Below are 23669 nucleotides of genomic sequence, written 5' to 3'. Positions count from 1 at the left end.
CACTCACGCCGCCGGCCACGACACCGGCACGGTCCGTCTCTGGGACCTGTCCACGCGCACGGTCCGCGGCACTCTCGTCGGACGTCAGTCAGGGCGCCCCTCCCTCATGTCCTCTACTGGTTGCCGGGGTCGAGCGGGTCGTCGGGCGTGACGGGGTCCGTCGGCGGCGGGGTCGTCGGCGGCTCGGTCGTGGGCTTCGTGGGCGGCGGGCTCGTCGGCGGCACGGTCGGCTTGTGCGTGTGCTTCGGGTGCGGCGAGTGCGACGGCTTGGGCGCCTTGCTGGTCGGCGTGTGCGACGGCGTGCCGGAGGGCGTCTGGGAGTGCGTCGGCGGCACGGTCGGCTGGATCGCCGCGCCCTGGGTGGTGTTCAGGTCGAACTTGGTGACGCCGTCCATCGCCTCGAAGGTGTAGGCGGCCCAGATCTTCGCCGGAATGCTGCCGCCGTTGATGCGGGCGGGGCTGCCGGAGAGGTCGAGCAGGCCGGTCGCGCCCGTCAGCGGCACCTGCGCGTGGGTCTTGGAGTCCTCGCCGAACAGGCCGACGGAGGTGACGAGGCCGGGCGTGTAGCCGGTGAACCAGGCCGACTTGTTCTTGTCGGACGTACCGGTCTTGCCGGCGACCTGCTGGCCGTCGCGCGCCGGGTTGGCCGCCACCGACGTACTGGCCGTACCGTCGTCGACCACGCCGGTGAGCACGGAGGTGACCGTGTCGGCGGCCTCTTCGGGGATCACCTGGTCGCCGATCGGGTCCGGGATGTCGACGGTGCGGTCCTTGTGGTCGGCCGACTTGATGATCGCCGGGGTGACCTTCTTGCCGTGGTTGTCGAGGGTGGCGTAGATGCCGGCCATCTCCAGGGGGCTCGCGCCCATGGAGCCCAGCGTCTGCGCGGGCACCGCCTCCATGCCCTTGGTGTCCATACCGAGCTTGCCGGCGACGTCCATCACCTTCTGCATGCCCACGTCGACGCCCATCTGCGCGAAGACGGAGTTGACGGACTGGTTCATGGCCGTCTGGACGGTGATGGGGCCGTAGTCCTTGTGGTCCTCGTTCGGCGGGCCGAAGCCGACGTTGCGGCCGTGGTCCACGGCCTGGCGGCCGCTGGTGCCGTCGTAGATCGTGCTCGCCGTGATGGGCTGGCCGTCCTGCGTCGTGGCGCCCTCGGCCAGCGCGGCGGCCAGAATCACCGGCTTGAAGGTGGAGGCGGGCTGGTAGTCGGTGCGCGTCGCGTTGTTGCGGTAGTGCTTGAAGTAGTCCGCGCCGCCGTACATGGCGAGGACCCTGCCCGTCTTCGGGTCGACGGACACGGCACCGGGCTGGACGTTGCCGTCGACCGGGCGCTTCTTGGCGTTCAGCCGGCTGGTCAGCTGGTCCTTGACGGCCTGTTCCAGCTGGTGCTGCTTCTTCCTGTCGACGTTGAGCGTGATGGTCCAGCCGCCCTTTCTCACCAGCGCCTCGGCGTCACCGAGGGTGGCGGCCTGGCCCTGGGCGACCAGCTGCTTCTCCAGTGCCGCGTTGGCCGCGTCCACCAGGTAGCCGGTCTGTCCCTTCATTCCGGGCGCCGCCTTGGGTGCCTTCGGCGTCGGGAACCGCATGCCCTGGCGCTTGCCCGCGTCCAGCCAGTCCTGCTTGACCATGTTGTCCAGGACGTAGTTCCAGCGGGCCTTCGCCAGCTTCTTGCCGGTGTCGGTGGCGAGCGCCCAGTCGTACTGGTTCGGCGCCTGGAGCAGCGCGGCGAGGTAGGCGCCCTCCTCCACCTTGAGGTCCTTGGCGTCCTTGCCGTAGTACGCCTGCGCCGCGGCCTGGATGCCGTAGGCGCCGCGGCCGTAGTAGCTGGTGTTGATGTACCCGGCGAGGATGTAGTCCTTGGACTTCTGGCGGTCCAGCTTCAGCGAGATGACCAGTTCCTTCAGCTTGCGCGAGACGGTCTGGTTCTGGTCCAGGTAGTAGTTCTTGACGTACTGCTGGGTGATCGTCGAACCGCCCTGGGTGCCGCGCCCCATGACGGTGTTGAGCACACCGCGGGCGGTGCCCCTCAGATCGACGCCGGAGTCGTGGTAGAAGCTCTTGTTCTCGGCCGCGACGAAGGTGTGCTGGACGTCCTTGGGGACTTCGGAGAGGTCGACGCTCTCACGGTTGAGGTAGCCGGTGCGGGCGAGCATCGAGCCGTCGCTGTACTTGTAGATGTTGCTCTGCAGCTGGGCGTCGGCGTTGCCCTTCGGGATGTCCACGTACATGTACAGACCGATGAAGGCCGCGATCACCAGCAGGCTGAGTGTGAAGAACGTGCCGAGCACCTTCTTCCAGGTGAACAGCCGGCGTATTCGGCCCTTGGGCGGTTTGCCGCCTGCCGGAGCGGCCGCCGTGGGCGCGGAGGGGCGGCGCTGGGGCGCCGCGCGGCGGCCACCGCGCTGTCGCGCTCGTCTCTCTTCCGCTCGTCCCATGGGTCCCTACGCTCGCTTCCGTCTCGGGGTCAGCTCCGAAAGCTAACACTCGCCTATATGACAAAGGGCGTCCGATCCGTTCTTTTACGGACGTGAGAATCAGCACCTGCCCCGAGGGAACCGACGGTTCTGGCGGCCCCAGGGTTGCTTCGACCGCGAAAAGTGATATCACTTAGCTAGAAGCAAGCTAGACCTGCCGCGGCAGGCCTCATGAGAAACGGGGACCACCATGTCCGCACACGACCCGGCCGCCACCGCTGACGTACCCGAGATGCCCGCGCCCCACGTGCGGGAGTTCGCGGCCCACAGCATCGGCGGCGGGCTCGCCCTGCTGTTCGGCCTGCTCGGGCTCGGCGCCGCCTTCGCCCTGATCGGCAGCGGCTCGGCGGCCCACGGCTCCGCCCTCCAGGGCGGGCTGATCGTCGGCGGTGTCCTCGTCTTCCTCTCCGCCGTCATCGCGCTGCGCGGCCTCAACACGGTCGCGCCCGGAGAGGCCCGGGTCGTCCAGCTCTTCGGGCGGTACCGGGGCACGATCCGGCAGGACGGCCTGCGCTGGGTGAACCCCTTCACCTCGCGGACCCGGATCTCCACCCGGGTGCGCAACCACGAGACGGCTGTGCTGAAGGTCAACGACGCCTACGGCAACCCGATCGAGCTGGCCGCGGTCGTGGTCTGGAAGGTCCAGGACACCGCGCAGGCCACCTTCGAGGTGGACGACTTCACCGAGTTCGTGGCCACGCAGACCGAGACGGCCGTACGGCACATCGCGATCGAGTACCCCTACGACGCCCACGACGAGGACGGCCTGTCGCTGCGCGGCAACGCCGAGGAGATCACCGAGAAGCTCGCCGTCGAGCTGCAGGTTCGCGTGGAGGCGGCCGGAGTTGAGATCATCGAGTCCCGCTTCACGCATCTCGCATACGCTCCCGAGATCGCCTCGGCGATGCTCCAGCGGCAGCAGGCGGGCGCGGTCGTGGCCGCACGGCGTCAGATCGTCGACGGGGCGGTCGGCATGGTCGAGGCGGCACTCGGCCGGATCGCCGAGGCGGACATCGTGGAACTGGACGAGGAACGGAAGGCGGCGATGGTGTCCAACCTGATGGTCGTGCTGTGCGGGGACCGGGCCCCGCAACCGGTCCTCAACACCGGGACCCTCTACCAGTGACGGACCCTTCCCAGGCTCCGAAGCGACGGCCGCAGCAGCGCAAGCAGGTGCTGCTGCGGCTGGACCCGTCGGTCTACGAGGCGCTGGCCCGCTGGGCCGGCGACGAGCTGCGGTCGGCCAACGCGCAGATCGAGTTCCTCCTCAGGAAGGCACTGGCGGAGGCGGGACGGCTGCCGAAGGACACCGGCCCGCTGCCGCGCAGGGGCAGGCCGCCTGTGTCATAACCGTGACAATAGGCCCCCACCTGCACCGCCGTACTGCCCGCCATGGTCTCCCCACTCCGCGTATACATGCGGCGTATACACCATGTGTAGAGTGCTCTGCATGTCCATCGGTCACACCCTCCTAGGGCTCCTGGAGTCCGGTCCGCGACACGGTTACGACCTCAAGCGGGCCTTCGACGAGAAGTTCGGTCACGACCGGCCGCTGCACTACGGCCAGGTCTACTCCACGATGTCCCGGCTGCTGAAGCACGGCCTCGTGGAAGTCGACGGGATCGAGGCGGGCGGCGGGCCCGAACGGAAGCGGTACGCCATCACCGACGCGGGCATCACCGACGTCGACCGGTGGCTCGGCACCCCGGAGAAGCCCGAGGAGTACCTGCAGTCGACCCTGTACACCAAGGTCGTCCTCGCCCTCCTCACCCACCGCGACGCCTCCCTCATCCTCGACAGCCAGCGCGCCGAGCACCTGCGCAGCATGCGGATCCTGACCGACCGCAAGCGCAAGGGCGACCTCGCGGACCAGCTGATCTGCGACCACGCGCTGTTCCACCTGGAGGCCGACCTGCGCTGGCTGGAACTGACCGCGGCCCGCCTGGACAAGCTGCGTGCGGCGGTGGCCGCATGACCCCTCCCCCCGGCTCCCTGCTCGCCGCCGAGAACCTGCGCAAGGCCTACGGCCCGACGGTCGCGCTCGACGGCGCCGAGTTCTCCATCCACCCCGGCGAGGTCGTCGCCGTGATGGGCCCCTCCGGCTCCGGCAAGTCGACCCTGCTGCACTGCCTCGCCGGCATCGTGCCGCCCGACTCCGGGTCCATCACCTACGACGGCCGGGAACTGTCCGGCATGAGCGACACCGAACGCAGCGCGCTGCGGCGCAGCGAGTTCGGGTTCGTCTTCCAGTTCGGCCAGCTCGTCCCGGAGCTGACCTGCGTGGAGAACGTGGCGCTGCCGCTGCGGCTGAACGGCATCTCCCGCAAGCAGGCCGAGAAGACGGCGCTCACCTGGATGGATCGGCTGGAGGTGGACGACCTCAAGGCCAAGCGGCCCGGCGAGGTCTCCGGCGGCCAGGGGCAGCGCGTCGCGGTGGCGCGGGCGCTGGTCACCGGGCCCCGGGTGCTGTTCGCCGACGAGCCGACCGGTGCCCTCGACTCCCTCAACGGCGAACGCGTGATGGAACTGCTGACCGACGCGGCCCGCACCACCAACGCGGCCGTCGTCCTGGTCACGCACGAGGCTCGGGTGGCCGCCTACTCCGACCGCGAGATCGTCGTGCGCGACGGCAAGTCCCGGGACATGGAGCGCGCGATATGAATGCCCGCCAGTGGTCCAGGGACCTCGGCATGGGGGTGAGGTTCGCGTTCACCGGCGGGCGCGAGGGCTGGGTCCGGGTGCTGCTGACGGCGGTCGGTGTCGGCCTCGGCGTGGCGCTGCTGCTGCTGACGACCGCGATCCCCAACGCGCTCGCGGTCCGGGACCAGCGCAACGACGCCCGCCAGGACTACACCTACGGCCCGTACCGGCCGAAGGCCGCGAACACCTTGGTGATCACCGACACCGACACGACCTACCGCGGCAGCGACGTCCGTGGCCGGCTGGTGGAACCGGAGGGGCCGCGGGCACCGCTCGCACCGGGCCTGGCGAAGTACCCGGCGCCGGGCGAGATGATCGTCTCCCCCGCGCTGAAGGACCTCCTCGACTCGGATGCCGGCAGGCTGCTGCGCGAGCGGCTGCCGTACCGGATCGTCGGGACGATCGGCGAGTCCGGGCTCATCGGTTCGCACGATCTCGCCTACTACGCCGGGGGGAAGGACCTGGCCCTGCACATCAACGGCTGGCGGACGGCCCGGATCACCCACTTCGGGCCGCCGGAGGTGACCCCGCCCGACAAGACGGACCCGGTCCTGCTGCTGCTCGTCCTGGTCGTCTTCGTGGTGCTGCTGACGCCGGTCGCCGTGTTCATCGCCACGGCCGTACGGTTCGGTGGCGAGCGGCGCGACCGCAGGCTGGCCGCGCTGCGGCTGGTGGGCTCCGACAGCCGGATGACCCGGCGGATCGCGGCGGGCGAGGCGCTCGCCGGCTCCCTGGTCGGACTGGTCTTCGGCACCGTCTTCTTCCTGCTCGGCCGGCAGCTCGCGGGCTCGGTCGAGGTCGTGGGCATCAGCGTGTTCCCCAGCTATCTCGACCCCTCCCCGGCACTGGCCGCCCTGGTCGCGGTCGCCGTGCCGGCGGCGGCGGTGCTGGTCACGCTGTTCGCGCTGCGCGGGGTGGTCATCGAACCGCTGGGCGTGGTCCGTACGGCCAGGCCCAGGCGCCGCCGGCTGTGGTGGCGGCTGCTGCTGCCGCTGGGCGGACTGGCGTGCCTCGCGCCGATGATCGGACAGGGTCGCCAAGGCGACTTCAACCGCTACCTGGTGATCGGCGGCGTCCTGCTGCTGCTCCTCGGCCTGACCGCGCTGCTGCCGTGGGCCGTCGAGGCGGCGGTGGCCCGGCTCGGGCGCGGCGGGGTGGCCTGGCAACTGGCGGTACGGCGGCTGCAGTTGAGCAGCGGTTCGGCGGCCCGCATGGTGAACGGCATCGCGGTCGCGGTGGCCGGGGCGATCGCGCTGCAGATGCTGTTCGCGGGCGTCCAGGACGACTTCACCAAGTCCACCGGGCAGGACACCGACCGGGTGCAGATGCAGGTCAACCTTTCGCGGGGCCTCCCCTTCCTCCCGGCCGTCGAGAAGTTCGCCACGACCAAGGGCGTGCGGAAGGCCACCGCGCTGGGCAGCACCGAACTCGGCGACCGGCGCTTCCGCTCCGACGAGGGGCCGGAGAACTCCGTCGGCCTCATCGTCGGCACCTGCACCGCGCTGCGCGAGGTGGCCGACCTGCCGAGCTGCCACGACGGGGACGTCTTCGCGGCGACCGGCGGGGACCGCGACGCCGCCCTGGCGAAGCTCGCCCGTCCGGGCCGCGCCCTCCACGCCAACACGAGCGACGGCCTGCACGACGGCCACGACATCGTGTGGACCGTGCCGAGCGGACTGAAGCAGGCCCGCGCGATCACCAGCCCGAACGGGATCAAGGAGAGCGGTGTGCTGATGACACCGGCCGCCGTACCCGGCCGGTTGAGCAGCGCGCTGACCGGAGCCATGTACCTCTCGCTCGACGAGTCGGTGCCGGACGTGCACGACTACGTCCGCAACACGGCGGCGCGGCTCGATCCAATGGCGGACGCGATGGTGTACTCCAGCATCGACCGGTCGGCTCAGTTCACCTCCATCCGCACCGGAACGTTCGCCGGCGCCGTCTGTGTGCTCGCCCTGATCGGTGTCAGCCTGCTGGTCTCCCAGCTGGAGCAGCTGCGCGAGCGCAGGAAGCTGCTGTCGGCGCTGGTCGCCTTCGGCACCCGCCGGCGCACCCTGGGCATGTCGGTGCTCTGGCAGACGGCGATCCCGATCGCCCTCGGCCTGCTGCTCGCCATGGCCATGGGGCTGACGCTGGGCGCGGTGCTGCTGCAGATGGTGGGCACGGCGGTGGGCGTGGACTGGCCGAGCGTGCTGTCGATGACCGGCGCGGGTGCGGGCATCATCCTGGCCGTGACCTTGCTGAGTCTGCCGCCGCTGCTGCGGTTGATGCGGCCGGAGGGGCTGCGGACGGAGTAGCGGCGCGCGGCAGGAGCGCGGTGCGCCGTGGGCCCCTCCCGCCCGGGGGCCCACGGCGGCATCCTCACAGGCTGTGTTCCCGCACCACCCTCCGCGCCTGCGCGAACAGCATGCCGACGTTCACCGACTTACGGCAGACGACGACGGCGACGACGTCCTGCTGCTCGTTCATCCGCAGGAACAGGTGGGTGAGGTTGTCGCTGTTGACGAGGATCTCCTGGAAGAAGTGGGTGTCGTCGCTGACGCCGCGGCGCTCCTTGAAGACGTCCTCGATCATCACGACCGTACGCCCCTGGAACAGGTCGAGGGTCGCGCCCGCCAGCAGGTCCAGGACCTCCGGCGGGTGGTTGTCGATGGTCTCGTACGACAGCAGCATCCCGGTGGACATGTCGACCACACCGGCCGCGACACAGTCGGGCGTCTCGCCCCGCAGTGACTTGACCAGACTCATCACCTGGTCGGAGAAACCCGTCATACGCTTCGTGGCCATCCGTCACACCCCCTCAGGTGTCTTCTCGGTGAGGATCGATCCGATGCGGTCGAGGGCCGGGTGGGTCGCCCGGTGCAGGCGGTTCACGTCCATCCCCTCGTCCCCGAGGACCACCATCAGCGCGGTGTCGCCGACGGCGTAGAAGGCGACGCAGCCATGGCTGCCGTACGTCACCGTCTGGCGCAGCGCTCCGCGCGACGTGGCGGTGGCGGTGCGGCGCGCCAGGCCCAGGCCGGCCGCCGCGAGCGCGGCGAGCCCCTCCGGGTCGATCGACTCCGCGGTGTCGGCCGCGATGAGCATGCCGTCGGCCGCCGCGAGGGCCGTGTCGGTGATCCCGGTCACCTGCTCACGCAGTCCGCGCATCTCCCGCGCGAGGGCTTCGTGGTCCATGTACTCAACTCCCTTGTTCTGTTGCCGGATCCGACCGCTGCGGCGGTCAACGGGCCTGTGTCATTCGGCGGTTCCGTGCCGCAGCCGGAAGAACCCTTTCCAGCCCGCCCCGCTCGTCGGCGGGACGAGGACTTCGGTGATGCCGCTGGCACCGGGTGCGCGGCGCGGCAGTTCGCAAGGCGCCTCCGGCTCCGGCGCGGACGGCCCGGGGTGCCGGGCGACCGGCGCCTCGGGCGCCATCAGGAGCGGGGGCTCGGCGAGCGGGCCGGCGCATTCCAGCAGCCCCTCGCCGAGCATCCGCGCGACCTCCACGGTGACCGTGTAGACCCCGCGGCCGGTGCAAAAGGCGAGGTCACGGGCGGTGCGACGGCCGTCGGCGTGCGCGAGCAGCTCCCGTTGCAGCGGGGTGCGCGCGTGTTCCGGCGCGGCCATGGGCAGGGGTCGTTCGCGGTCGGGGCGTACGGGGTACGGCAGCGTGGCCACGGCGACCGCCTTGCGCACCGCGTCCTCGAGCAGCCGGGCGGGCCGCTCGCCGACGGCGACCGGGGCGTGCGGCTCGGTGCCGGTGACCCGTTCGAAGGCGTCCACCCGGCCGGCGACGACGGCGAAGGCCGCGTCCTGCAGCGCCAGCAGGCACACCACCCGGAGCTGGGCGGCCCCCGCGTAGCCGTGCGCGATCAGTCCGGCGACCGGCCAGCGCTCCCCGGTCGCGCGCACCAGGTCCGCCCACTGCTCCCCGTCGATGCGCTCGGAGCGCAGGAGCAGGGTCTCGGCACCGGGGGCGCCGGGGCTCTCGGCCGCCACGACGAGTCCGTTCCGCAGATGGAAGGCACCGCCGGGGCTGCCCGGCACCCGCAGCTCCCCCGTGAATCCGTCACGCCCGCACGCGGTCAGCGCGTGCGCGAGCCCGCCGTGATCCATCAGTCCCCTTGCATTTCGCACAGACGCCTGACGCGTCGCACCGAGGGGGTATGTGTATCAGCGGAGCGGCCTGTTTCGGCCGGAGATTTCCCACCTGATCCGGACTGACGGAAGTTGGAGTTTCCAGCCGTTGCACATCGCTTTGTTCGACACTCATTTGATCGATTGACGGGCTCAGGCGTCCGAGTCGAGCACCCGCACCGGCAGCGACCGCAGCGCCCCGCGCAGGGCCGCCGCCAGTTCCTCGTACTCGGCGGACCGGGCCGCTCCCGCCCGCATGGCGAAGGCGACCCGGCGGCTCGGGGCCGGGTCGGCGAAGTAGCCGGTGAGGAGCTGGCTGCTGCGGGTGGTCTCCAGCTTCAGCGCGGTACGCGGCAGCAGCGTGCAGCCGAGGCCGCCCGCGACCAGCTGGACCAGGGTCGACAGCCCGGCGGCCGTGGTCGTCACCGGCGCGTCCTCACGCCCTGCCTCCCGGCAGATGTCCAGGGCCTGGTCGCGCAGGCAGTGACCCTCGTCCAGGAGCAGCAGGTTCAGTTCCTTCAGTGCCTCGCGCGGAATGCCCTCGCGGCCTCCGAGCCAGTGGTCGAGCGGGGTGACCAGGACGAAGTCCTCGTCGAACAGGGGGAGTTCGACGACTCCGGGGACGCCGAGCGGGACCGCCAGCAACAGCAGGTCGAGACGGCCGGAGCCCAGGCCGTCGATCAGGCTGGCCGTCTGCTCCTCGTGGACCTGGAGGTCGAGGTGCGGATAGCGGTCGTGGACGAGCCGCAGCACCGCCGGCAGCAGATACGGCGCGACCGTGGGGATCACGCCGAGGCGCAGGACCCCGGTGAAGGGCGCCCGGACCGCCTCGGCCTCCTCCAGCAGCACCCCGACCGCGTCCAGCACCGCCTTCGCCCGTACGGCGAGCCGCTCGCCGGCGGGCGAGAGCAGCACCTTGCGCGTCGTACGCTCGAGGAGGGTCACGCCCAGGGTCTCCTCCAGCGCCGCGACCGCGCCCGACAGGGCGGGCTGGCTCATCCCGATGGCGGCCGCCGCGTCCCGGAAGTGCAGATGCTCGGCCACGGCGGCGAAGGCACGCAGCTGTGCGAGGCTCGGCTGTCTCCGTTTGCCGTTACCCATGGTCACTGATAACTACCTCCGATCAACCTGACCGAGTGTAGCTATTTCCCTAATCAATGCAGCCTATGTCAACATCGACACAGTCCAACCCATGGGAAACATCCTCAAAAGGGGTGTTTCCTCGCTGCAAGGAGAGCATGTGCTCACTGTCGGTGACAAGTTCCCCGAGTTCGAACTGACCGCCTGCGTCTCGCTGGAGAAGGGCAAGGAGTTCGAGCAGATCCACCACAAGTCCTACGAGGGCAAGTGGCTGGTCGTGTTCGCGTGGCCGAAGGACTTCACCTTCGTCTGCCCGACCGAGATCGCCGCGTTCGGGAAGCTGAACGACGAGTTCGCCGACCGCGACGCCCAGATCCTCGGCTTCTCCGGTGACTCCGAGTTCGTCCACCACGCCTGGCGCAAGGACCACCCGGACCTGACCGACCTGCCGTTCCCGATGATGGCCGACTCCAAGCACGAGCTGATGCGCGACCTGGGCATCGAGGGCGAGGACGGCTTCGCCCAGCGCGCCGTCTTCGTCGTCGACCCGAACCGCGAGATCCAGTTCACCATGGTCACCGCCGGTTCCGTGGGCCGTAACCCCAAGGAGGTCCTGCGGGTCCTGGACGCCCTGCAGACCGACGAGCTGTGCCCGTGCAACTGGAGCAAGGGCGACGACACCCTGGACCCGGTCGCGCTGCTGGCTGGTGAGTGACCCATGTCGCTCGACTCGCTGAAGTCCCGCGTCCCGGACTACGCCAAGGACCTCAAGCTCAACCTGGGCTCGGTCATCGGCAACTCCGACCTGCCGGCGCAGCAGCTGTGGGGCACGGTGCTGGCGACCGCCATCGCCTCACGCTCCCCGATCGTGCTGCGTGAGCTGGAGCCGGAGGCCAAGGCGAACCTCTCGCCGGAGGCGTACACGGCCGCCAAGTCGGCCGCCGCGATCATGGCGATGAACAACGTCTTCTACCGGACGCGTCATCTGCTGTCCGACCACGAGTACGGCACCCTGCGCGCCGGTCTGCGGATGAACGTCATCGGCAACCCGGGCGTGGAGAAGGTCGACTTCGAGCTGTGGTCGTTCGCGGTCTCCGCGATCAACGGCTGCGGCCTGTGCCTGGACTCGCACGAGCAGGTGCTGCGCAAGGCCGGCGTGGAGCGCGAGGTCGTGCAAGAGGCGTTCAAGATCGCCTCGGTGATCCAGGCGGTCGGCGTCACCCTCGACGCGGAAGCGGTGCTGGCCGAGTAGGGCCCGCGGCTTCACAGGCCCCGCTCACCGCACGTGAGCGGGGCCTTCCGCGTTCTCCCCGGCGGTCTCGCCCGCGAGCTCCGCGGCGGCCTTGCGCTCCTGCAACTCCTCCGAGTACTGCCGCAGATACCCCACCACCGTGTTCGCCACCGCCACCAGCGGCACGGCCACCACCGCGCCGCCGATGCCGGCCACCATGCCGCCGGCCGCGACCGTGAGGACGACCGCCAGCGGGTGGACGCGGACCGCGCGGCCGAGGATGAACGGCTGCAGGACGTGCCCCTCGATCTGCTGTACCGCGAGGACGACCACCAGGGTCATGACGGCCGTGAAGACGCCCTGGGTCACCAGCGCCACGATCACCGCGAGCGCACCGGAGGCGACCGCGCCGACCAGCGGGATGAAGGAGAACAGGAAGATGAAGACGGCCAGCGGGACGGCCATCGGCACGTCCAGGAAGTAGATGCCGATGCCGATGAAGATGGCGTCGATCAGGGCGACCAGGACCGTGCCGCGGACGTAGGCGGTCAGGGTGCGCCAGGCGCGCGGGCCGGCGCCCGCCACGCCCGGGCGGGCCGCGGCGGGCACCAGCTTCAGGAACCACTCCCAGATGCGCTTGCCGTCGTAGAGCAGGAACAGCGTCGAGAAGAACACCAGCAGGATGCTGGTGAGGGTCTCGATGATGACCTGAACGCCCTCCAGGCCCGCGGACGTTATCTGGTCGGCGTTGGCGCCGATCGCCTCGCGGAGGTTCTTGGCGATCTGGTTGATCTGCTTGTCGGTGACGTGGAAGGGGCTCTTCAGCAGCCAGTCGCGCAGGTCGTCGATGCCGGACTGGATCTGGGTGGAGAGCGTGTCGATGTTCTCCATGACCTGCCAGGTCACGAACCAGCCCATCAGCCCGATGACGACGAACCCGCTGATCGCGGTGAGCGCGGTGGCGAGGCCGCGCGGGACCCCCCGGCGGGTGAGCCGGGCGACCGTCGGCTGCAGCAGCGCGGTGACGAGCAGGGCGATGACGAAGGCGAACACCACCAGCTGGACGGCGCTGATGACGCGCATCAGGACCCAGACGGTGCCGGCGAGGACCAGCAGCCGCCAGCCTGCCTCGGCCGCCACCCGTACCCCCCAGGGCACGGCCTCGGCGGGGTCGGGGCGGGCGCCGCCGGCCGGGGGTGCGGGCCGGCGCGCGGGGGGCGGTGTCTCGGCGACGGCCGGGGCGGGAGGCGGGGACTCGGCGAGCGGATCGCTGTCCTGCTCCACCTCCGCGCGGCGCTCGTCCAGGCGCTCGCTCATCTCGGTGAGACCGGCGCCCAGCCGGCCGAGCCACCCTGGCACTCGCGACATGATCCGTCCTCTTCCCCCGCGTCCCCGCGTGTTCGCCACCTCTCCTCCCCCTGGAGGTATGCCGGGTACGACCGTACAGTGCGAAAGCCCCTCCCCTGGGGACGGGGAGGGGCTGCGCGAGGTTGAGCGGGGCCGACCGGGCCTAGTACCAGTGGTTGGCCGACCAGAACGACCAGGCCTGGCAGGGGCTGCCGTACCGGCTGTTCATGTAGTTGAGGCCCCACTTGATCTGGGTGGCCGGGTTGGTCTGCCAGTCGGCACCGGCGGAGGAGTACTTACCGGCGGGCAGGGCCTGGAAGAGACCGTAGGCACCGGAGGAGGCGTTGACCGCCTGGTAGTTCCAGCTGGACTCGTGGTCCACGATGTTGCTGAAGCACTGGAACTGGTCGCCCGCGACCATCTGACGCGCCATCGCCTGGATCTGCGCGACGGTGTAGCTGCTCTGGACCGGGAAGCTGGAGGAGTCGCGTGCGGCGGAGCGGCTGGCCGCTTCCTTCTTGGCCTCGGCGCGTTCCTTGGCCTCCTTGGCCGCCTGCTCGGCCGCCGCCTTCTTGGCGACCGCGGTCTCGGCGGCTGCCTTGCGGGCCGCCTCCTCGGCGTCCTTCTTGGCGCTCGAGTCCGCGGCGATGGCCTGGGCGTCGGCCTGCTGCGTCAGGGACGCGGACTGCACCTGGGCCTGCTGGCCCGCGGGTATGTCCGCGAGGAGCGTGGTGTCGGCTGCCGTCGCCTCGGCGTCGTTGTTGTTCTGCTGCGCGACGCTGCCCGAGGCAACTCCGACGACGCTTCCGACGGCGGTGACCGCGGTGGCCGAGGCCACTGCGAATCCCCGGACCGAAATCCGGCTCACACGGTTTCCTTCCAGCATCGCCCGCTTCGGTGACCCTGGCGGACGCAATCGTGCCCCTGACACTGGCCTCCCAACTGCGGGGTCACGGGAGGCACGGGCCCGGTGGGCAACTCCCGCTCGGGGAGCGCCGCGTGGTGCTCGGGCGGCATACGACGAACTCTATGGAGTTGGTGGTGCTTCTGTGGTGCTGTACCGCTGGGGGTACAGGTGTGTCGTATGCGGGGCCTGACAGGACTGAGACTCTGCCGCAACCGGACGCCGGGTGGCAATTCTGCGTTGAGTGTGAAAGGTCACATCCCGTTTGCCCCTCGGGATTTTCGGAAAGCTCCACACGCCGAGGCGCCGCCCGACTAGGCTCTGTTGCCTTTGCCGGACGGCGCCAACTGCTGTGTGGAACGGGTCAGATGTGGCCGTCCTCCAGCATTTCGGTCACAAGCGCCGCAATCTGGGACCTCTCGGACCGGGTCAGTGTGACGTGCGCGAAGAGCGGGTGTCCCTTCAGCTTCTCCACGACGGCGACCACACCGTCGTAGCGGCCGACGCGCAGATTGTCCCGCTGCGCCACGTCATGGGTGAGAACCACCCGTGAGTTCGCGCCGATTCGGGACAGAACGGTGAGAAGGACGTTCCGTTCGAGCGACTGCGCCTCGTCCACGATCACGAACGCGTCATGCAGCGAGCGGCCGCGGATGTGGGTGAGCGGGAGCACCTCCAGCATCCCGCGCGCGGTGACCTCCTCGATGACCTCGCGGCTGGTGACCGCGGACAGCGTGTCGAAGACGGCCTGCGCCCACGGGCTCATCTTCTCCGCCTCGCTGCCCGGCAGATAGCCCAGTTCCTGCCCGCCGACCGCGTACAGCGGCCGGAAGACCATCACCTTCTGGTGCTGGCGGCGCTCCAGGACCGCCTCCAGCCCGGCGCACAGCGCCAGCGCCGACTTGCCGGTGCCGGCCCGGCCGCCCATCGAGACGATCCCGACGTCCGGGTCGAGCAGCAGATCGAGCGCGATGCGCTGCTCGGCGCTGCGGCCCTTGATGCCGAACGCCTCCCGGTCGCCGCGCACCAGACGGACGTTGCCCTCGGCGGTGATGCGGCCGAGCGCCTTGCCGCGCTCGGACTGGATGGTCAGGCCGGTGTGCACGGGGAGGCCGGAGGCCTCCGGGACATACACATGGCCTTCCTCGAAGAGGATGTCCACCTGTTCGCCGGGCAGCGTCAGTTCGGACATTCCGGTCCAGCCGGAGTTCTCCGTGATGGCGAGTTCGGCCCGGTACTCCTCGGCGAGCAGTCCGACGGAGGACGCCTTGATCCTCAGGGGCAGGTCCTTCGACACGACCGTGACGTCGTACCCCTCGGCCTGCAGGTTGCGGGCCACCGCGAGGATGCGGGAGTCGTTGTCCCCCAGGCGGTAGCCGGTGGGCAACACGCTGGGGTCCGAGTGGTTGAGCTCGACACGGACGGTCCCGCCCAGCTCCCCGATCGGGATGGGGGCGTCGAGGCGACCGTTCTTCACCCGGTAGTCGTCCAGCAGGCGCAGGGCCTGGCGGGCGAAGTAGCCGAGTTCCGGATGGTGCCGCTTGGCCTCCAGTTCCGTGACCACCACGATGGGGAGCACGACCTCGTGCTCGTCGAAGCGGGTCAGGGCGTTCGGGTCGGCCAGCAGGACGCTGGTGTCGAGAACATAGGTGCGCCGATCTGGCTTGTGGCGCTTTGTGCTGGTCACCACGGAAGGACGTACCCCCTCGGATGAGGTCGGGGAGCGACGAGGCTGAGCTGGACCGGTGTCTGGCCCCCGCGTACGGCGGGCCGTGAACCGGCCCTCCGCGGCTGCTTCCGTGCAGTGACCGCACGATCGGGCTGGTGCAAAGGGCCTCCCGGGCGGACGGCCCCGAGCCGCCCGCTGAGATCCGACACCCGTGGTTCGGGTGTCGACCTGTCTGCCTTATGCCCTCGAACATGCGCCGCCATGCAAAAGCGGCCATCGGCGTGCCGGTGAACTCCTTGTTAAGTCCACCGGAACCGGGGTGAACGGAACGCCCCGCTGCCGTGGCGGTCAGCGGGGCGTCCGGTGCGTCTCAGCCGCCGTAACGGCGGTGACGTGCGGCGTAGTCGCGCAGGGCACGCAGGAAGTCGACCTTGCGGAAGGCGGGCCAGAAGACCTCGCAGAAGTAGTACTCGGAGTGCGCGGTCTGCCACAGCATGAATCCGGACAGCCGCTGTTCGCCGCTGGTGCGGATGACGAGGTCCGGGTCGGGCTGGTCGCCGGTGTAGAGGTGACGGCCGATCATGTCGATGTCGACGGACTCGGCGAGGTCCTCCATCGCGACGCCCTTGTCCCGGGCGTCGAGGAGCATGGAGCGCACGGCGTCGGCGATCTCCTGCCGGCCGCCGTAGCCGATGGCCACGTTGACGACTATGCCGTCGACGGGGGCGGTGGCCTCCTCGGCCTCCTTGAGGGTGCGCTGCATCCCGGCCGGCAGCAGGTCCTTCGTGCCGACGTGGTGGACGCGCCAGCGGCCGTCGGCGGCGAGGGTGCGGACGACGTCCTCGATGATGCCGAGCAGCGGGACGAGTTCCTCCTGGGGCCGGTCGAAGTTGTCCGTGGACAGCAGCCACAGGGTGACGACCTCGACGTCGGTCTCGGTGCACCAGCCGAGGAACTCCTCGATCTTCTCGGCCCCGGCCCGGTGGCCGTGGACGGCGGTGGAGCCGGACGCCTTCGCCCAGCGGCGGTTGCCGTCCATGATGACGCCGATGTGCTTGGGCACCTGGTCGTGGTCCAGGTGGCCCTCCACCCGGCGCGCGTAGAGCCTGACGAGCAGGCTGCGCAGGTTGTCGCGCAGGTTCACGTGGCCCTCCGGGGTCTGGCGTGGGGGTTCGGTGCGGACGGTTGCCCGAGCAGTTGAGCCTACCCCCGCCGGGGGCCTGGTCCCGGCCCGGGGTTTGGGGATCGGGGTCCGGTGTGCCGCGACCTCGCCGTCATCTGCGGGCCCGCTGCGGCCGGTCGCGGTGGAGTCGTGTACCGGGAACAGTCACGCGCTCCTGTGATGGGGACGCTCGTCGCACGCCGAGGGGTTCCCGGAGCTCCCGGCGAAGGACCCGCCGTCCGCCGGGGAAGAAAAAACGGGCCGGTCCGTGGGGGGGAGACGGACCGGCCCGAGGGGGGGTTTCCACCATAACCCTTCGTAAGGGATGGTGGGTGCATCGGCGAGCGACAACTACTCTCCGAAGTCATCCGGCAACGCCCCGATGGGCGCGGAAGGGTGGATTCAGGGGCGTTTCCTGGCCGGTTCACAGCGGAATCACAGGGAAAACCGGCTGGATGCAGCATGATCCATAGGGATTCCGGAAGGTTTGCGCCATCTTGAGGAGGATCGGCGGGTTGCGGGCGGGGTCCCCCCGACGGGCTACCCGGTCGGCGAATGCCGACTTGACGGTTCCGCTACGGGGCGCGGGGAGGATCACCCGGCTTCACGGCACCGCGCAGCCCCCTCCACTGCGCGGTGCCGCCCGCGCAGCTTTGCTGGCGCGAATAACCTTGGTCTGAACTTACGTGACGGGCGGGGCGGATGTGAACCGAGGCCGATAACAATGTGGAAACCTCAGGGGGCCTCCAGATGAACGGCGACGGTTTTCAGCTGTTTCCTCCGGATCGCCCGGTGCCTCAGCGGACCGGCTTGCGGGCGTCGAAGAGGTGCCGGGAGCTGTGCGCCACGAAGGGGCCCTCCCGCTCGATCCGCTCGTGCAGTGCGCGCAGTTGAGGCTCGTACGCCTCCACCGTGAAGCCCGGGACCATCCACACCACCTTGCGCAGGAAATGGACAACGGCGGCGATGTCGTGGAACTCCATCCGCAGCCGCTCCGCGCGCAGCCCCGCCACCTCCAGCCCGGCCGCCTCGGCGTCGGCCCGCTCCCGCTCGGGGTCCCGGCCGGCCCGCACCTCCTGCGGCTGCGGCCCGAGGAAGTACTCGACCAGCTCGAAGACGCTGGCCGGTCCGACATGCTGGGCGAAGTACGAGCCGCCGGGCCGCAGCACCCGGGCGATCTCGTCCCAGTGCGGGCGCACCGGATGCCGGCTGAGCACCAGGTCGAACGCCTCGTCGGCGAACGGCAGCGGGGCCTCGTCCGGGGCGGCGACGACCACCACACCCCGTGGCCGCAGCAGAGCGGTGGCCTTGGCCACGTTCGGCGGCCAGCCCTCCGTAGCGGCGGCCAGCAGCGGCCGGGCCGGGGCCGCGGCGGCGAGGGCGAAGTCCAGCACCTCGCCGCCGCCGGTCTGGATGTCCAGCACGGCTTCGGCCCCGGACAGCCGCTCCCCCGCCGACACGGCGTACCCCCACGAGGGCCGCTCCTCGCTGGCCCGCCCCTCGAACCAGGAGAAGTCCCACCCCTCGGTCGGAACGGCGACGCCCTCGGCGACGAGATCTTCGAAGGAACGCGGCACTGCCATGCCCTCCATGATCGCCGGACACCGTCGGTGCGGCCTGCTGATTTTCCGCCGCCCTGACGACGTGCACCGCCGCGGAGAAGCAGACGCCGCGCGCGAGCCTCGACCGGCGACCGTCCTCCGGCCGCCGGTTCCGGCTCCGGCGCCGGCGCCGGCTGACCGCGTCATGAGCGGGGCGCCGCAGCGGGCGGGCGGGTGGAGCGGGCCGTTCAGCGCTCCTTCGCGGCGGGGTGCAGGACCAGCAGGATGTGCTCGTCCTCCCCGTGCCGGACGGTGCCCGCCCGCTCGAAGCCGTGTCTCTCCAGCAGGCGCACGGAGGCGGTGTTGCCGCCGAACGGATCGGCGTACAACGGCCGGACCGGCTCCAGCCGCAGGAAGAGGCCGAGCGCGCGGCTGCCGACGCCCCGCGCCCAGTACGGCCGCCCCAGCCAGTACCCCACGTACCGCCGACCGTCCTCGTGCGTCCAGGAGACGACGCTCCCGGCGACCTCACCGCCCACGGTGACCGTCCGCACGAGGCAGTCGGGATCTCCCAGCACGCGTTCCCGCCAGTGCCGCAGGAAAGCGTCCCGGGGCCGGGGTGTGAACCTCGACCTCCGGACGGCTTCCGGGTCGTGCTCATAGGCGAGGAAGAGGAACAGGTCGTCGTCCGTGACGCCCCGCAGGCCCACCTCGCCGTACTGCTCGTCGCGCTCGTCGGTCATGCCGGGCAGTGTGGCAGCCGCCCCTGACAACGCCTGGCGACCTGCGGTTACGGCACCGGCGGCTACGGCACCAGCGGCCGGACCTCCTCGGCGGCGAACCGCACGAAGCCCTCCGGGTCGGGTTCGTCCCCGGTCGGCTGCAGGACGACCGTGTCGGCACCGGCCTCGGCGAGCCGCCGTACAGCCGCGGCGACGGCGACCGCGTCCCCCGCGACACCCACGCCCGGCTCCGACTCCAGCCCCTCCGCGGCGAGTTCGGCCCGCAGCCGGGCTTCGGCGTCGGGCCCTGTGGCGGCCAGCAGATAGACGACGACCTTGTGCGGCTCGCCGCGCCCCACCTCCCGCTGCCCCTCCTCGATGAGCCGCCGGGCCCGTCGTACGCCGTCCGGGGAGGTGGAGGCGGTGAGGAGCGTACCGTCGGCCTTGGCACCGCAGAGGCGGAGCGTGCGTGGCCCGGTGGCGCCGGCGAAGACCGGCACGGCGCGCTCCGGCGGCCAGTCGAGGCCGACGTCGTCGAGGGAGACGTACCGTCCCCGCACGGTGAGCCGTTTCCCCGTCAACAGGGCGCGCAGGGCGTCGAGGTGCTCGCCGAGGAGGGTGAGCGGCGAGGCGGCCCGTGCCCCCACCTGCCCCATCCAGTCCTGCACACCGTGCCCGACGACGACGGTCGCGCGACCGGGGAACATCCGGTGCAGCGACGCGGTCTCCATCGCGGTCACGGCGACGTTCCTGAGGGGCACGGGCAGCAGCCCGACGCCCACGCGCACGCGCTCCGTCCACGCGAGCGCCGCGGCGGCCGTCGAGATCCCGCCCTCGAGGAAACAGTCCTCCCACAACCACAGTTCCTCGAGCCCCACGTCGTCCGCGGCACGGGCGACGGCCCGCAGGCGCTCGGGCGGAAGCTGGGGGCGGAACACGACACCGAGTGCAGTCATGTGCCTCTTCCTAGTGGGGAGGAAAGGGGAGGGCAACTGGGTTTCAGGGAACGCACATCGGCAGCGCCGAGGGACCACGGAGGGAAGACATCATGGGCAGACGCTGGCCGGACGGCCGGGGAGAACTGATCGTGCCGGGGAGTGAGGGAGAGCGGGACCCGGTGGTCCTTCCGCTGGAGATCGCGACCTCTTACCGGGCGCGGACGCGGGGACTCCTCGGCCGGGACTCGATCGTCGGGGCGATGCTGCTGTCCCCGGCGAGCGGGGTGCACACCTTCGGCATGCGCATCCCGATCGACGTCGCCTACCTGGACCGTCACCTGACCATCCGCTCCGTGCGCACCATGCCCCCGGGCCGTCTGGGCCTGCCCCGCATGCGGGCCCGGCACGTGCTGGAGGCGGAGGCGGGGGCGATGGCGGGATGGGGTGTGCGGGCGGGGGTGCGGGTCCGGGTGCAGGTGGGGGCGGACGCGGCGTAGGTCCGGTCCGCGACGGTGGCCAAGGGCCTGGAGCAGCCCCTGGGCGAAGAAAACCGGCGTGGGCCGGAGAGCCTTGACCCGCGCTTCGGTCATGGGCACGTAAACTGATTGCCAAGATCACCAACGGGGGTTCGTGACTGATGGCCTGGGACGAATGGGAGCAGCTCAAGAGCCGGGCTGCCGACAAGCGATCGACGCGTCTGCAACTGAACAGCGCAGCCGACACCGCCGGCGGAACGGGGGGTGCGGACCTCGTCGTCCACACGGACGACCTCGGCGCCGTCGGCCACGAGGCCTTCCAGCTTCACTCGCGTCTGCACGATCAGGTCGACATCGCGGGAGCGGGGGCGGACGAGCACGGTGCCGGCACGACGATGCAGGCCGCCGCCGCGCTGAAGAACCACCACTTCGCGATGGGATCGGGGCTCGAGACGACCGTTTCCGTCTGGACCTCCCAGGTCAAGGCGGTGCTGCAGGCGTTCGCCCACATCTCGAACCATCTGGACTACTCGAAGAAACTGCACGCCCAGGATGACGAGACGATCGCTGCCGAGCTGCGCGGCAGAAACGGATCCGCGGTCTCCGTGTCCGTTCTGAACAGCTACTTCAAGTAACCGGGGGGCACCGTGGACTACCGCGATCTGCTGGACGTGGACCTGGGCCTGCTCGGTGCCGCCGTGGGCACGTGGAAACAGGCGGTCGAACACCTTGAGGCGCTGGCCAAGGACGCGAGTGACGGGCTGAAGGCGAAGGCCGACAAAGCCCGTTGGGCCGGTGTCAACGCGACCGTGACCCGTGAGTTCGTGGACAAGACGGCTAAAGAGTGTGCCGATCTGCACAGCGAGGCCAAGAGCATCTGGAGCGTCCTGGACGACGCCCACCAGGAACTCGTAGGTCTGCAACGCAGGGCGAAGAGCCTGGAGGGGGAGGCGCGGGAACACGGCTATCTGATCGTCGCCGGCGAGAACGGTTCGGTGAAGGTCATGCCCGCCATGTGCACGGTAGACGGCAAGGAAGAGGGGGAGAAGTCCAAGGAACTGATGCAGTGGTACGCCAACACCCTGGCCGACCTCGTGCGTCATGCCACAGAGATCGACGCCGCTGTCGTGCGCGCACTCGCCCGCACCCACGGCAACGACCCCTACAACGCGGGCCACGCCACGTACACCTCCCTCGACGAGGACATGCTCCCGCGAGCCCGGAAGCTCGCGGAGCTCGGTGATGACGCCGACCCGCGGCAGAGAGCGGAACTGCGACGGCTGTGGGAGTCCCTGAGCCCCGCAGCGCGCGCCGAACTGTGGTCCCAGCACAAGGACGACCTGAGGTCCGCCGGCATCCTCGGCGTCACGGTCAAGCAGATATCCCCCGACGACGGGTCCGGTCCGTACGACGTCGAAGACCCGAGTGCGCACGACTACTGGATCCTGGCGCAGGCCAAGGGCATGTCGAACATGGGCGACTTCATCAGCTACACCGACGCCGCCCGGAACATGGACCACTACCTCCGGGGCACCGGGACGACTCTCGACCTCGACGTGGACAGGATGATGCAGGACGACGCCGCGCTGCGTACCGCGGCCAAGGCCTCCGTCACCGACAACCAGGACCACTGGCGGCAAGAGGCCCTGGACGCCTACCGGAAGGCCGGCGGCAAGCCCGTGGCGATCCCGGTGGAGAGCTCCGGCACCGGATACACGCACACCGATCGCAACTGGTATCTGGCGATCGGCAGCGCCCGGACGAACACCACCGGTGTGGTCACCGTGGTACCGGGAGCCGACGGAAAGCCGAAGATCGGCCTCGACTACCAGGTCAACGTCTGGGACCGCTACAACTGGGATCCCGGAAAATCGACCCCGATCGGCCCGACGACCGTGACCGACGCGGACATGGCCCGTCTGCACAGGACGGGCCTGGCCAAGGAGTACGACATGAGAGGCAGTGGGTCGGTGCAGCACTACGACCTGGGAAGCGGTTCGGGCTCCCTGCCCGCCCCGGTCGACCCGGGACGGGACGGGACGCGCACGGACATCGGACGCAACGGAGACGCCCGGTGAGGAACGCGTCCACGTCCCCTCGCCCGAGGCGCTCCGCGCGCCGACGCCGGGCACTCCTCGGCGTGCTGTGTGCCGTCCTGGCCTGTTCACTGGCCGCCTGTTCCTCGTCCCCTGCGCCAAGGACATCGGTGCGCGAGGGGGCCGAAGACGGACGGCGCATCCCGTACTGGGTCGAAGGCACGACCCCCGCGCAGGTCGCGAAGCGCATGCACGTGACGGTCCCGGCGCGGGCCACCGATCTCAGAGCCGCTTACCAGAGAGGGTTCCAGGACGACGGCGTACTGCTCGCCTTCAAGCTGCCCGAGGCCGACACCAAGGCGTTCGTCCGGAAGCTGGGTCCCGACAGCCCCCTGTTGCATCGTGACGCCCCTCTCACCTCGGGGAAGGGGAAGTCACCGACCACTCCCTTCGCCCACCTCGGCTTGAAGGAGCCGGAGACACTCGCCGACGTCACCGAGGGGCCGGTGTGCACCGTCTGTGAGGGGGACTTGAACTGGCTGAACATCGCCGTGCACCCCGTCGACGCCCAGCACGACCAGGTGTATCTGAGCGGGGCCGTCTAGCCCGGACACGAGAGGGGCGCCGGCCGGGCTCCGGGTACGGGTCAGCCGGCCGAACGGGGGAAGGACACCTCGACCCGCCGGTTCTTCCTCCGCCCCTCCTCCGTGGAGTTGTCGGCGATCGGGTACTGCTCGCCGTAGCCGCGGACCTCGAAGGTGATGTTCGGGTCGTTCAGGTCCTGGTCCAGGACGGCCTGTACGGCGTTGGCGCGCTGCCTGGACAGGATGTCGCCGTGGGCGGATGAACCGAGGTTGTCGGTGAAGCCGAAGACGCGGACCTGGATCGCGTTCTGCTTTTTGATCTCCTCGGCGATCGTGGCGATCCGGGCCCTCGCCTCGTCGCCGAGCTTGGCACTGTCCTTGCCGAAGAGGACTTCGGCCTGGAGGGCGAAGGTGACGTCGGCGTTGGTGTCCTCGCGGCGCTCGTCCCCGCTCTGGTCCTCGACGACCGACTTGATGTCCAGCACCTTGGGCGCGGCGAGGGTGGCCCCCTCGGGCAGCTTGAGATCGGGATCGGTGGGGTCGATTCTGACGGGGGCGGTGGCGGAGGGTGCGGTGCCGGGGGGCTGACTCGGGCCCGTGCCGGCGGCGTGGGCGGGGGTGGCGGTGAGGAGGAGGGTGGCGGCGAGGGCGAAGGTGACGGGGAGGCGGGTGGTGGTCAC

24 protein-coding genes are annotated in these 23669 nt (G+C 70.3%); 11 read left to right on the top strand and 13 right to left on the bottom strand.

Annotated elements, in window-relative coordinates; all coding sequences use genetic code 11:
• Positions 1-113: 113 nt before the first annotated feature.
• Positions 114-2441 (bottom strand): transglycosylase domain-containing protein, encoded by a 2328-nt coding sequence (locus ACWC94_RS25085; RefSeq protein ID WP_450799167.1) that lies wholly within the window; start codon positions 2439-2441, stop codon positions 114-116.
• A gap of 229 nt (positions 2442-2670) precedes the next feature.
• Here ACWC94_RS25085 and ACWC94_RS25080 point away from each other — a divergent pair, with 229 nt between their 5' ends.
• The 5 genes from ACWC94_RS25080 (at position 2671) to ACWC94_RS25060 (ending at position 7477) form a co-directional block, all read left to right on the top strand.
• Positions 2671-3606 (top strand): SPFH domain-containing protein, encoded by a 936-nt coding sequence (locus tag ACWC94_RS25080; protein WP_450799165.1) that lies wholly within the window; start codon positions 2671-2673, stop codon positions 3604-3606.
• A complete protein-coding gene (locus ACWC94_RS25075; protein ID WP_450799163.1) occupies positions 3552-3830 on the top strand; it encodes a hypothetical protein in 279 nt (92 codons plus the stop codon). The genes ACWC94_RS25080 and ACWC94_RS25075 overlap by 55 nt, the downstream gene beginning before the upstream one ends.
• A 100-nt stretch (positions 3831-3930) precedes the next feature.
• Complete coding sequence (locus ACWC94_RS25070) at positions 3931-4455, top strand: PadR family transcriptional regulator (RefSeq protein ID WP_450799161.1); 525 nt, start codon at positions 3931-3933, stop codon at positions 4453-4455.
• Positions 4452-5141, top strand: coding sequence for an ABC transporter ATP-binding protein (locus ACWC94_RS25065; RefSeq protein WP_450799159.1), 690 nt, complete (start codon positions 4452-4454; stop codon positions 5139-5141). The genes ACWC94_RS25070 and ACWC94_RS25065 overlap by 4 nt, the downstream gene beginning before the upstream one ends.
• Positions 5138-7477 carry an ABC transporter permease gene (locus tag ACWC94_RS25060; RefSeq protein WP_450799157.1) on the top strand — a complete coding sequence of 780 codons (2340 nt, stop codon included), beginning with the start codon at positions 5138-5140 and terminating at the stop codon, positions 7475-7477. Before ACWC94_RS25065 ends, ACWC94_RS25060 begins: the two co-directional genes overlap by 4 nt.
• Positions 7478-7541: 64 nt before the next feature.
• Here the strand turns inward: ACWC94_RS25060 and ACWC94_RS25055 are convergent, their stop codons facing one another.
• The 4 genes from ACWC94_RS25055 to ACWC94_RS25040 form a co-directional block, all read right to left on the bottom strand.
• Entirely contained in the window at positions 7542-7967 is a 426-nt protein-coding gene (locus ACWC94_RS25055; protein WP_450799155.1) for a hypothetical protein, read from the bottom strand.
• A gap of 3 nt (positions 7968-7970) precedes the next feature.
• The gene (locus tag ACWC94_RS25050) at positions 7971-8357 is read right to left on the bottom strand and encodes a roadblock/LC7 domain-containing protein (RefSeq protein WP_069778973.1); all 387 of its coding nucleotides are present in this window, start codon (positions 8355-8357) and stop codon (positions 7971-7973) included.
• Between the two features lie 60 nt (positions 8358-8417).
• Positions 8418-9278, bottom strand: a complete 861-nt coding sequence (locus ACWC94_RS25045; RefSeq protein WP_450799153.1) for a MarR family transcriptional regulator — start codon at positions 9276-9278, stop codon at positions 8418-8420.
• A gap of 174 nt (positions 9279-9452) precedes the next feature.
• The gene (locus tag ACWC94_RS25040; RefSeq protein ID WP_450799185.1) at positions 9453-10400 is read right to left on the bottom strand and encodes a LysR substrate-binding domain-containing protein; all 948 of its coding nucleotides are present in this window, start codon (positions 10398-10400) and stop codon (positions 9453-9455) included.
• 139 nt (positions 10401-10539) lie between these two features.
• Here ACWC94_RS25040 and ACWC94_RS25035 point away from each other — a divergent pair, with 139 nt between their 5' ends.
• Together ACWC94_RS25035 and ACWC94_RS25030 are read left to right on the top strand one after the other, a co-directional pair.
• Positions 10540-11094 carry a peroxiredoxin gene (locus ACWC94_RS25035; protein ID WP_225098658.1) on the top strand — a complete coding sequence of 185 codons (555 nt, stop codon included), beginning with the start codon at positions 10540-10542 and terminating at the stop codon, positions 11092-11094.
• Between the two features lie 3 nt (positions 11095-11097).
• The gene (locus tag ACWC94_RS25030) at positions 11098-11631 is read left to right on the top strand and encodes an alkyl hydroperoxide reductase (RefSeq protein ID WP_450799152.1); all 534 of its coding nucleotides are present in this window, start codon (positions 11098-11100) and stop codon (positions 11629-11631) included.
• A 24-nt stretch (positions 11632-11655) separates the two neighbouring features.
• On the opposite strand, the gene ACWC94_RS25025 is transcribed toward ACWC94_RS25030, so the two are convergent.
• The 7 genes from ACWC94_RS25025 to ACWC94_RS24995 form a co-directional block, all read right to left on the bottom strand.
• On the bottom strand, positions 11656-12978 hold the full coding sequence (locus tag ACWC94_RS25025) for an AI-2E family transporter (RefSeq protein ID WP_450799151.1): 1323 nt from the start codon (positions 12976-12978) through the stop codon (positions 11656-11658).
• Between the two features lie 142 nt (positions 12979-13120).
• On the bottom strand, positions 13121-13825 hold the full coding sequence (locus tag ACWC94_RS25020) for an aggregation-promoting factor C-terminal-like domain-containing protein (RefSeq protein WP_450799150.1): 705 nt from the start codon (positions 13823-13825) through the stop codon (positions 13121-13123).
• A 400-nt stretch (positions 13826-14225) separates the two neighbouring features.
• Entirely contained in the window at positions 14226-15551 is a 1326-nt protein-coding gene (locus ACWC94_RS25015) for a PhoH family protein (RefSeq protein WP_450799149.1), read from the bottom strand.
• Between the two features lie 349 nt (positions 15552-15900).
• Positions 15901-16674, bottom strand: coding sequence for an isoprenyl transferase (locus tag ACWC94_RS25010; protein WP_450799148.1), 774 nt, complete (start codon positions 16672-16674; stop codon positions 15901-15903).
• An 815-nt stretch (positions 16675-17489) separates the two neighbouring features.
• Positions 17490-18275: a methyltransferase domain-containing protein gene (locus ACWC94_RS25005; RefSeq protein ID WP_450799147.1), complete on the bottom strand. Its 786-nt coding sequence runs from the start codon at positions 18273-18275 to the stop codon at positions 17490-17492.
• A 206-nt stretch (positions 18276-18481) separates the two neighbouring features.
• Entirely contained in the window at positions 18482-18976 is a 495-nt protein-coding gene (locus ACWC94_RS25000; protein WP_450799146.1) for a GNAT family N-acetyltransferase, read from the bottom strand.
• A 62-nt stretch (positions 18977-19038) separates the two neighbouring features.
• Positions 19039-19911, bottom strand: coding sequence for an LLM class flavin-dependent oxidoreductase (locus ACWC94_RS24995; protein WP_450799145.1), 873 nt, complete (start codon positions 19909-19911; stop codon positions 19039-19041).
• 92 nt (positions 19912-20003) lie between these two features.
• Here ACWC94_RS24995 and ACWC94_RS24990 point away from each other — a divergent pair, with 92 nt between their 5' ends.
• The 4 genes from ACWC94_RS24990 to ACWC94_RS24975 all read left to right on the top strand — a co-directional run bounded on the left by ACWC94_RS24990 (position 20004) and on the right by ACWC94_RS24975 (position 23010).
• The gene (locus ACWC94_RS24990) at positions 20004-20390 is read left to right on the top strand and encodes a DUF192 domain-containing protein (RefSeq protein ID WP_450799144.1); all 387 of its coding nucleotides are present in this window, start codon (positions 20004-20006) and stop codon (positions 20388-20390) included.
• Between the two features lie 140 nt (positions 20391-20530).
• Positions 20531-21004, top strand: a complete 474-nt coding sequence (locus ACWC94_RS24985) for a hypothetical protein (protein WP_450799143.1) — start codon at positions 20531-20533, stop codon at positions 21002-21004.
• 12 nt (positions 21005-21016) lie between these two features.
• On the top strand, positions 21017-22447 hold the full coding sequence (locus ACWC94_RS24980) for a hypothetical protein (protein WP_450799142.1): 1431 nt from the start codon (positions 21017-21019) through the stop codon (positions 22445-22447).
• A 128-nt stretch (positions 22448-22575) separates the two neighbouring features.
• Positions 22576-23010, top strand: coding sequence for a hypothetical protein (locus tag ACWC94_RS24975; protein ID WP_450799141.1), 435 nt, complete (start codon positions 22576-22578; stop codon positions 23008-23010).
• A gap of 41 nt (positions 23011-23051) precedes the next feature.
• On the opposite strand, the gene ACWC94_RS24970 is transcribed toward ACWC94_RS24975, so the two are convergent.
• The gene (locus ACWC94_RS24970; RefSeq protein WP_450799140.1) at positions 23052-23669 is read right to left on the bottom strand and encodes an OmpA family protein; all 618 of its coding nucleotides are present in this window, start codon (positions 23667-23669) and stop codon (positions 23052-23054) included.

It is taken from the genome of Streptomyces sp. NPDC001135, from assembly GCF_053598395.1.
Note: the sequence above shows the minus strand (reverse complement) of the source record. Positions and strands in the feature narration are given on the sequence as shown.

Bases quoted from the DNA above. Each gene is read 5' to 3' on its own strand.
- ACWC94_RS25085 (WP_450799167.1), bottom strand. From the start codon at position 2,441: ATGGGACGAGCGGAAGAGAGACGAGCGCGACAGCGCGGTGGCCGCCGC.
- ACWC94_RS25080 (WP_450799165.1), top strand. From the start codon at position 2,671: ATGTCCGCACACGACCCGGCCGCCACCGCTGACGTACCCGAGATGCCC.
- ACWC94_RS25070 (WP_450799161.1), top strand. From the start codon at position 3,931: ATGTCCATCGGTCACACCCTCCTAGGGCTCCTGGAGTCCGGTCCGCGA.
- ACWC94_RS25065 (WP_450799159.1), top strand. From the start codon at position 4,452: ATGACCCCTCCCCCCGGCTCCCTGCTCGCCGCCGAGAACCTGCGCAAG.
- ACWC94_RS25060 (WP_450799157.1), top strand. From the start codon at position 5,138: ATGAATGCCCGCCAGTGGTCCAGGGACCTCGGCATGGGGGTGAGGTTC.
- ACWC94_RS25055 (WP_450799155.1), bottom strand. From the start codon at position 7,967: ATGGCCACGAAGCGTATGACGGGTTTCTCCGACCAGGTGATGAGTCTG.
- ACWC94_RS25050 (WP_069778973.1), bottom strand. From the start codon at position 8,357: ATGGACCACGAAGCCCTCGCGCGGGAGATGCGCGGACTGCGTGAGCAG.
- ACWC94_RS25045 (WP_450799153.1), bottom strand. From the start codon at position 9,278: ATGGATCACGGCGGGCTCGCGCACGCGCTGACCGCGTGCGGGCGTGAC.
- ACWC94_RS25040 (WP_450799185.1), bottom strand. From the start codon at position 10,400: ATGGGTAACGGCAAACGGAGACAGCCGAGCCTCGCACAGCTGCGTGCC.
- ACWC94_RS25030 (WP_450799152.1), top strand. From the start codon at position 11,098: ATGTCGCTCGACTCGCTGAAGTCCCGCGTCCCGGACTACGCCAAGGAC.
- ACWC94_RS25025 (WP_450799151.1), bottom strand. From the start codon at position 12,978: ATGTCGCGAGTGCCAGGGTGGCTCGGCCGGCTGGGCGCCGGTCTCACC.
- ACWC94_RS25005 (WP_450799147.1), bottom strand. From the start codon at position 18,275: ATGGCAGTGCCGCGTTCCTTCGAAGATCTCGTCGCCGAGGGCGTCGCC.
- ACWC94_RS25000 (WP_450799146.1), bottom strand. From the start codon at position 18,976: ATGACCGACGAGCGCGACGAGCAGTACGGCGAGGTGGGCCTGCGGGGC.
- ACWC94_RS24995 (WP_450799145.1), bottom strand. From the start codon at position 19,911: ATGACTGCACTCGGTGTCGTGTTCCGCCCCCAGCTTCCGCCCGAGCGC.
- ACWC94_RS24990 (WP_450799144.1), top strand. From the start codon at position 20,004: ATGGGCAGACGCTGGCCGGACGGCCGGGGAGAACTGATCGTGCCGGGG.
- ACWC94_RS24985 (WP_450799143.1), top strand. From the start codon at position 20,531: ATGGCCTGGGACGAATGGGAGCAGCTCAAGAGCCGGGCTGCCGACAAG.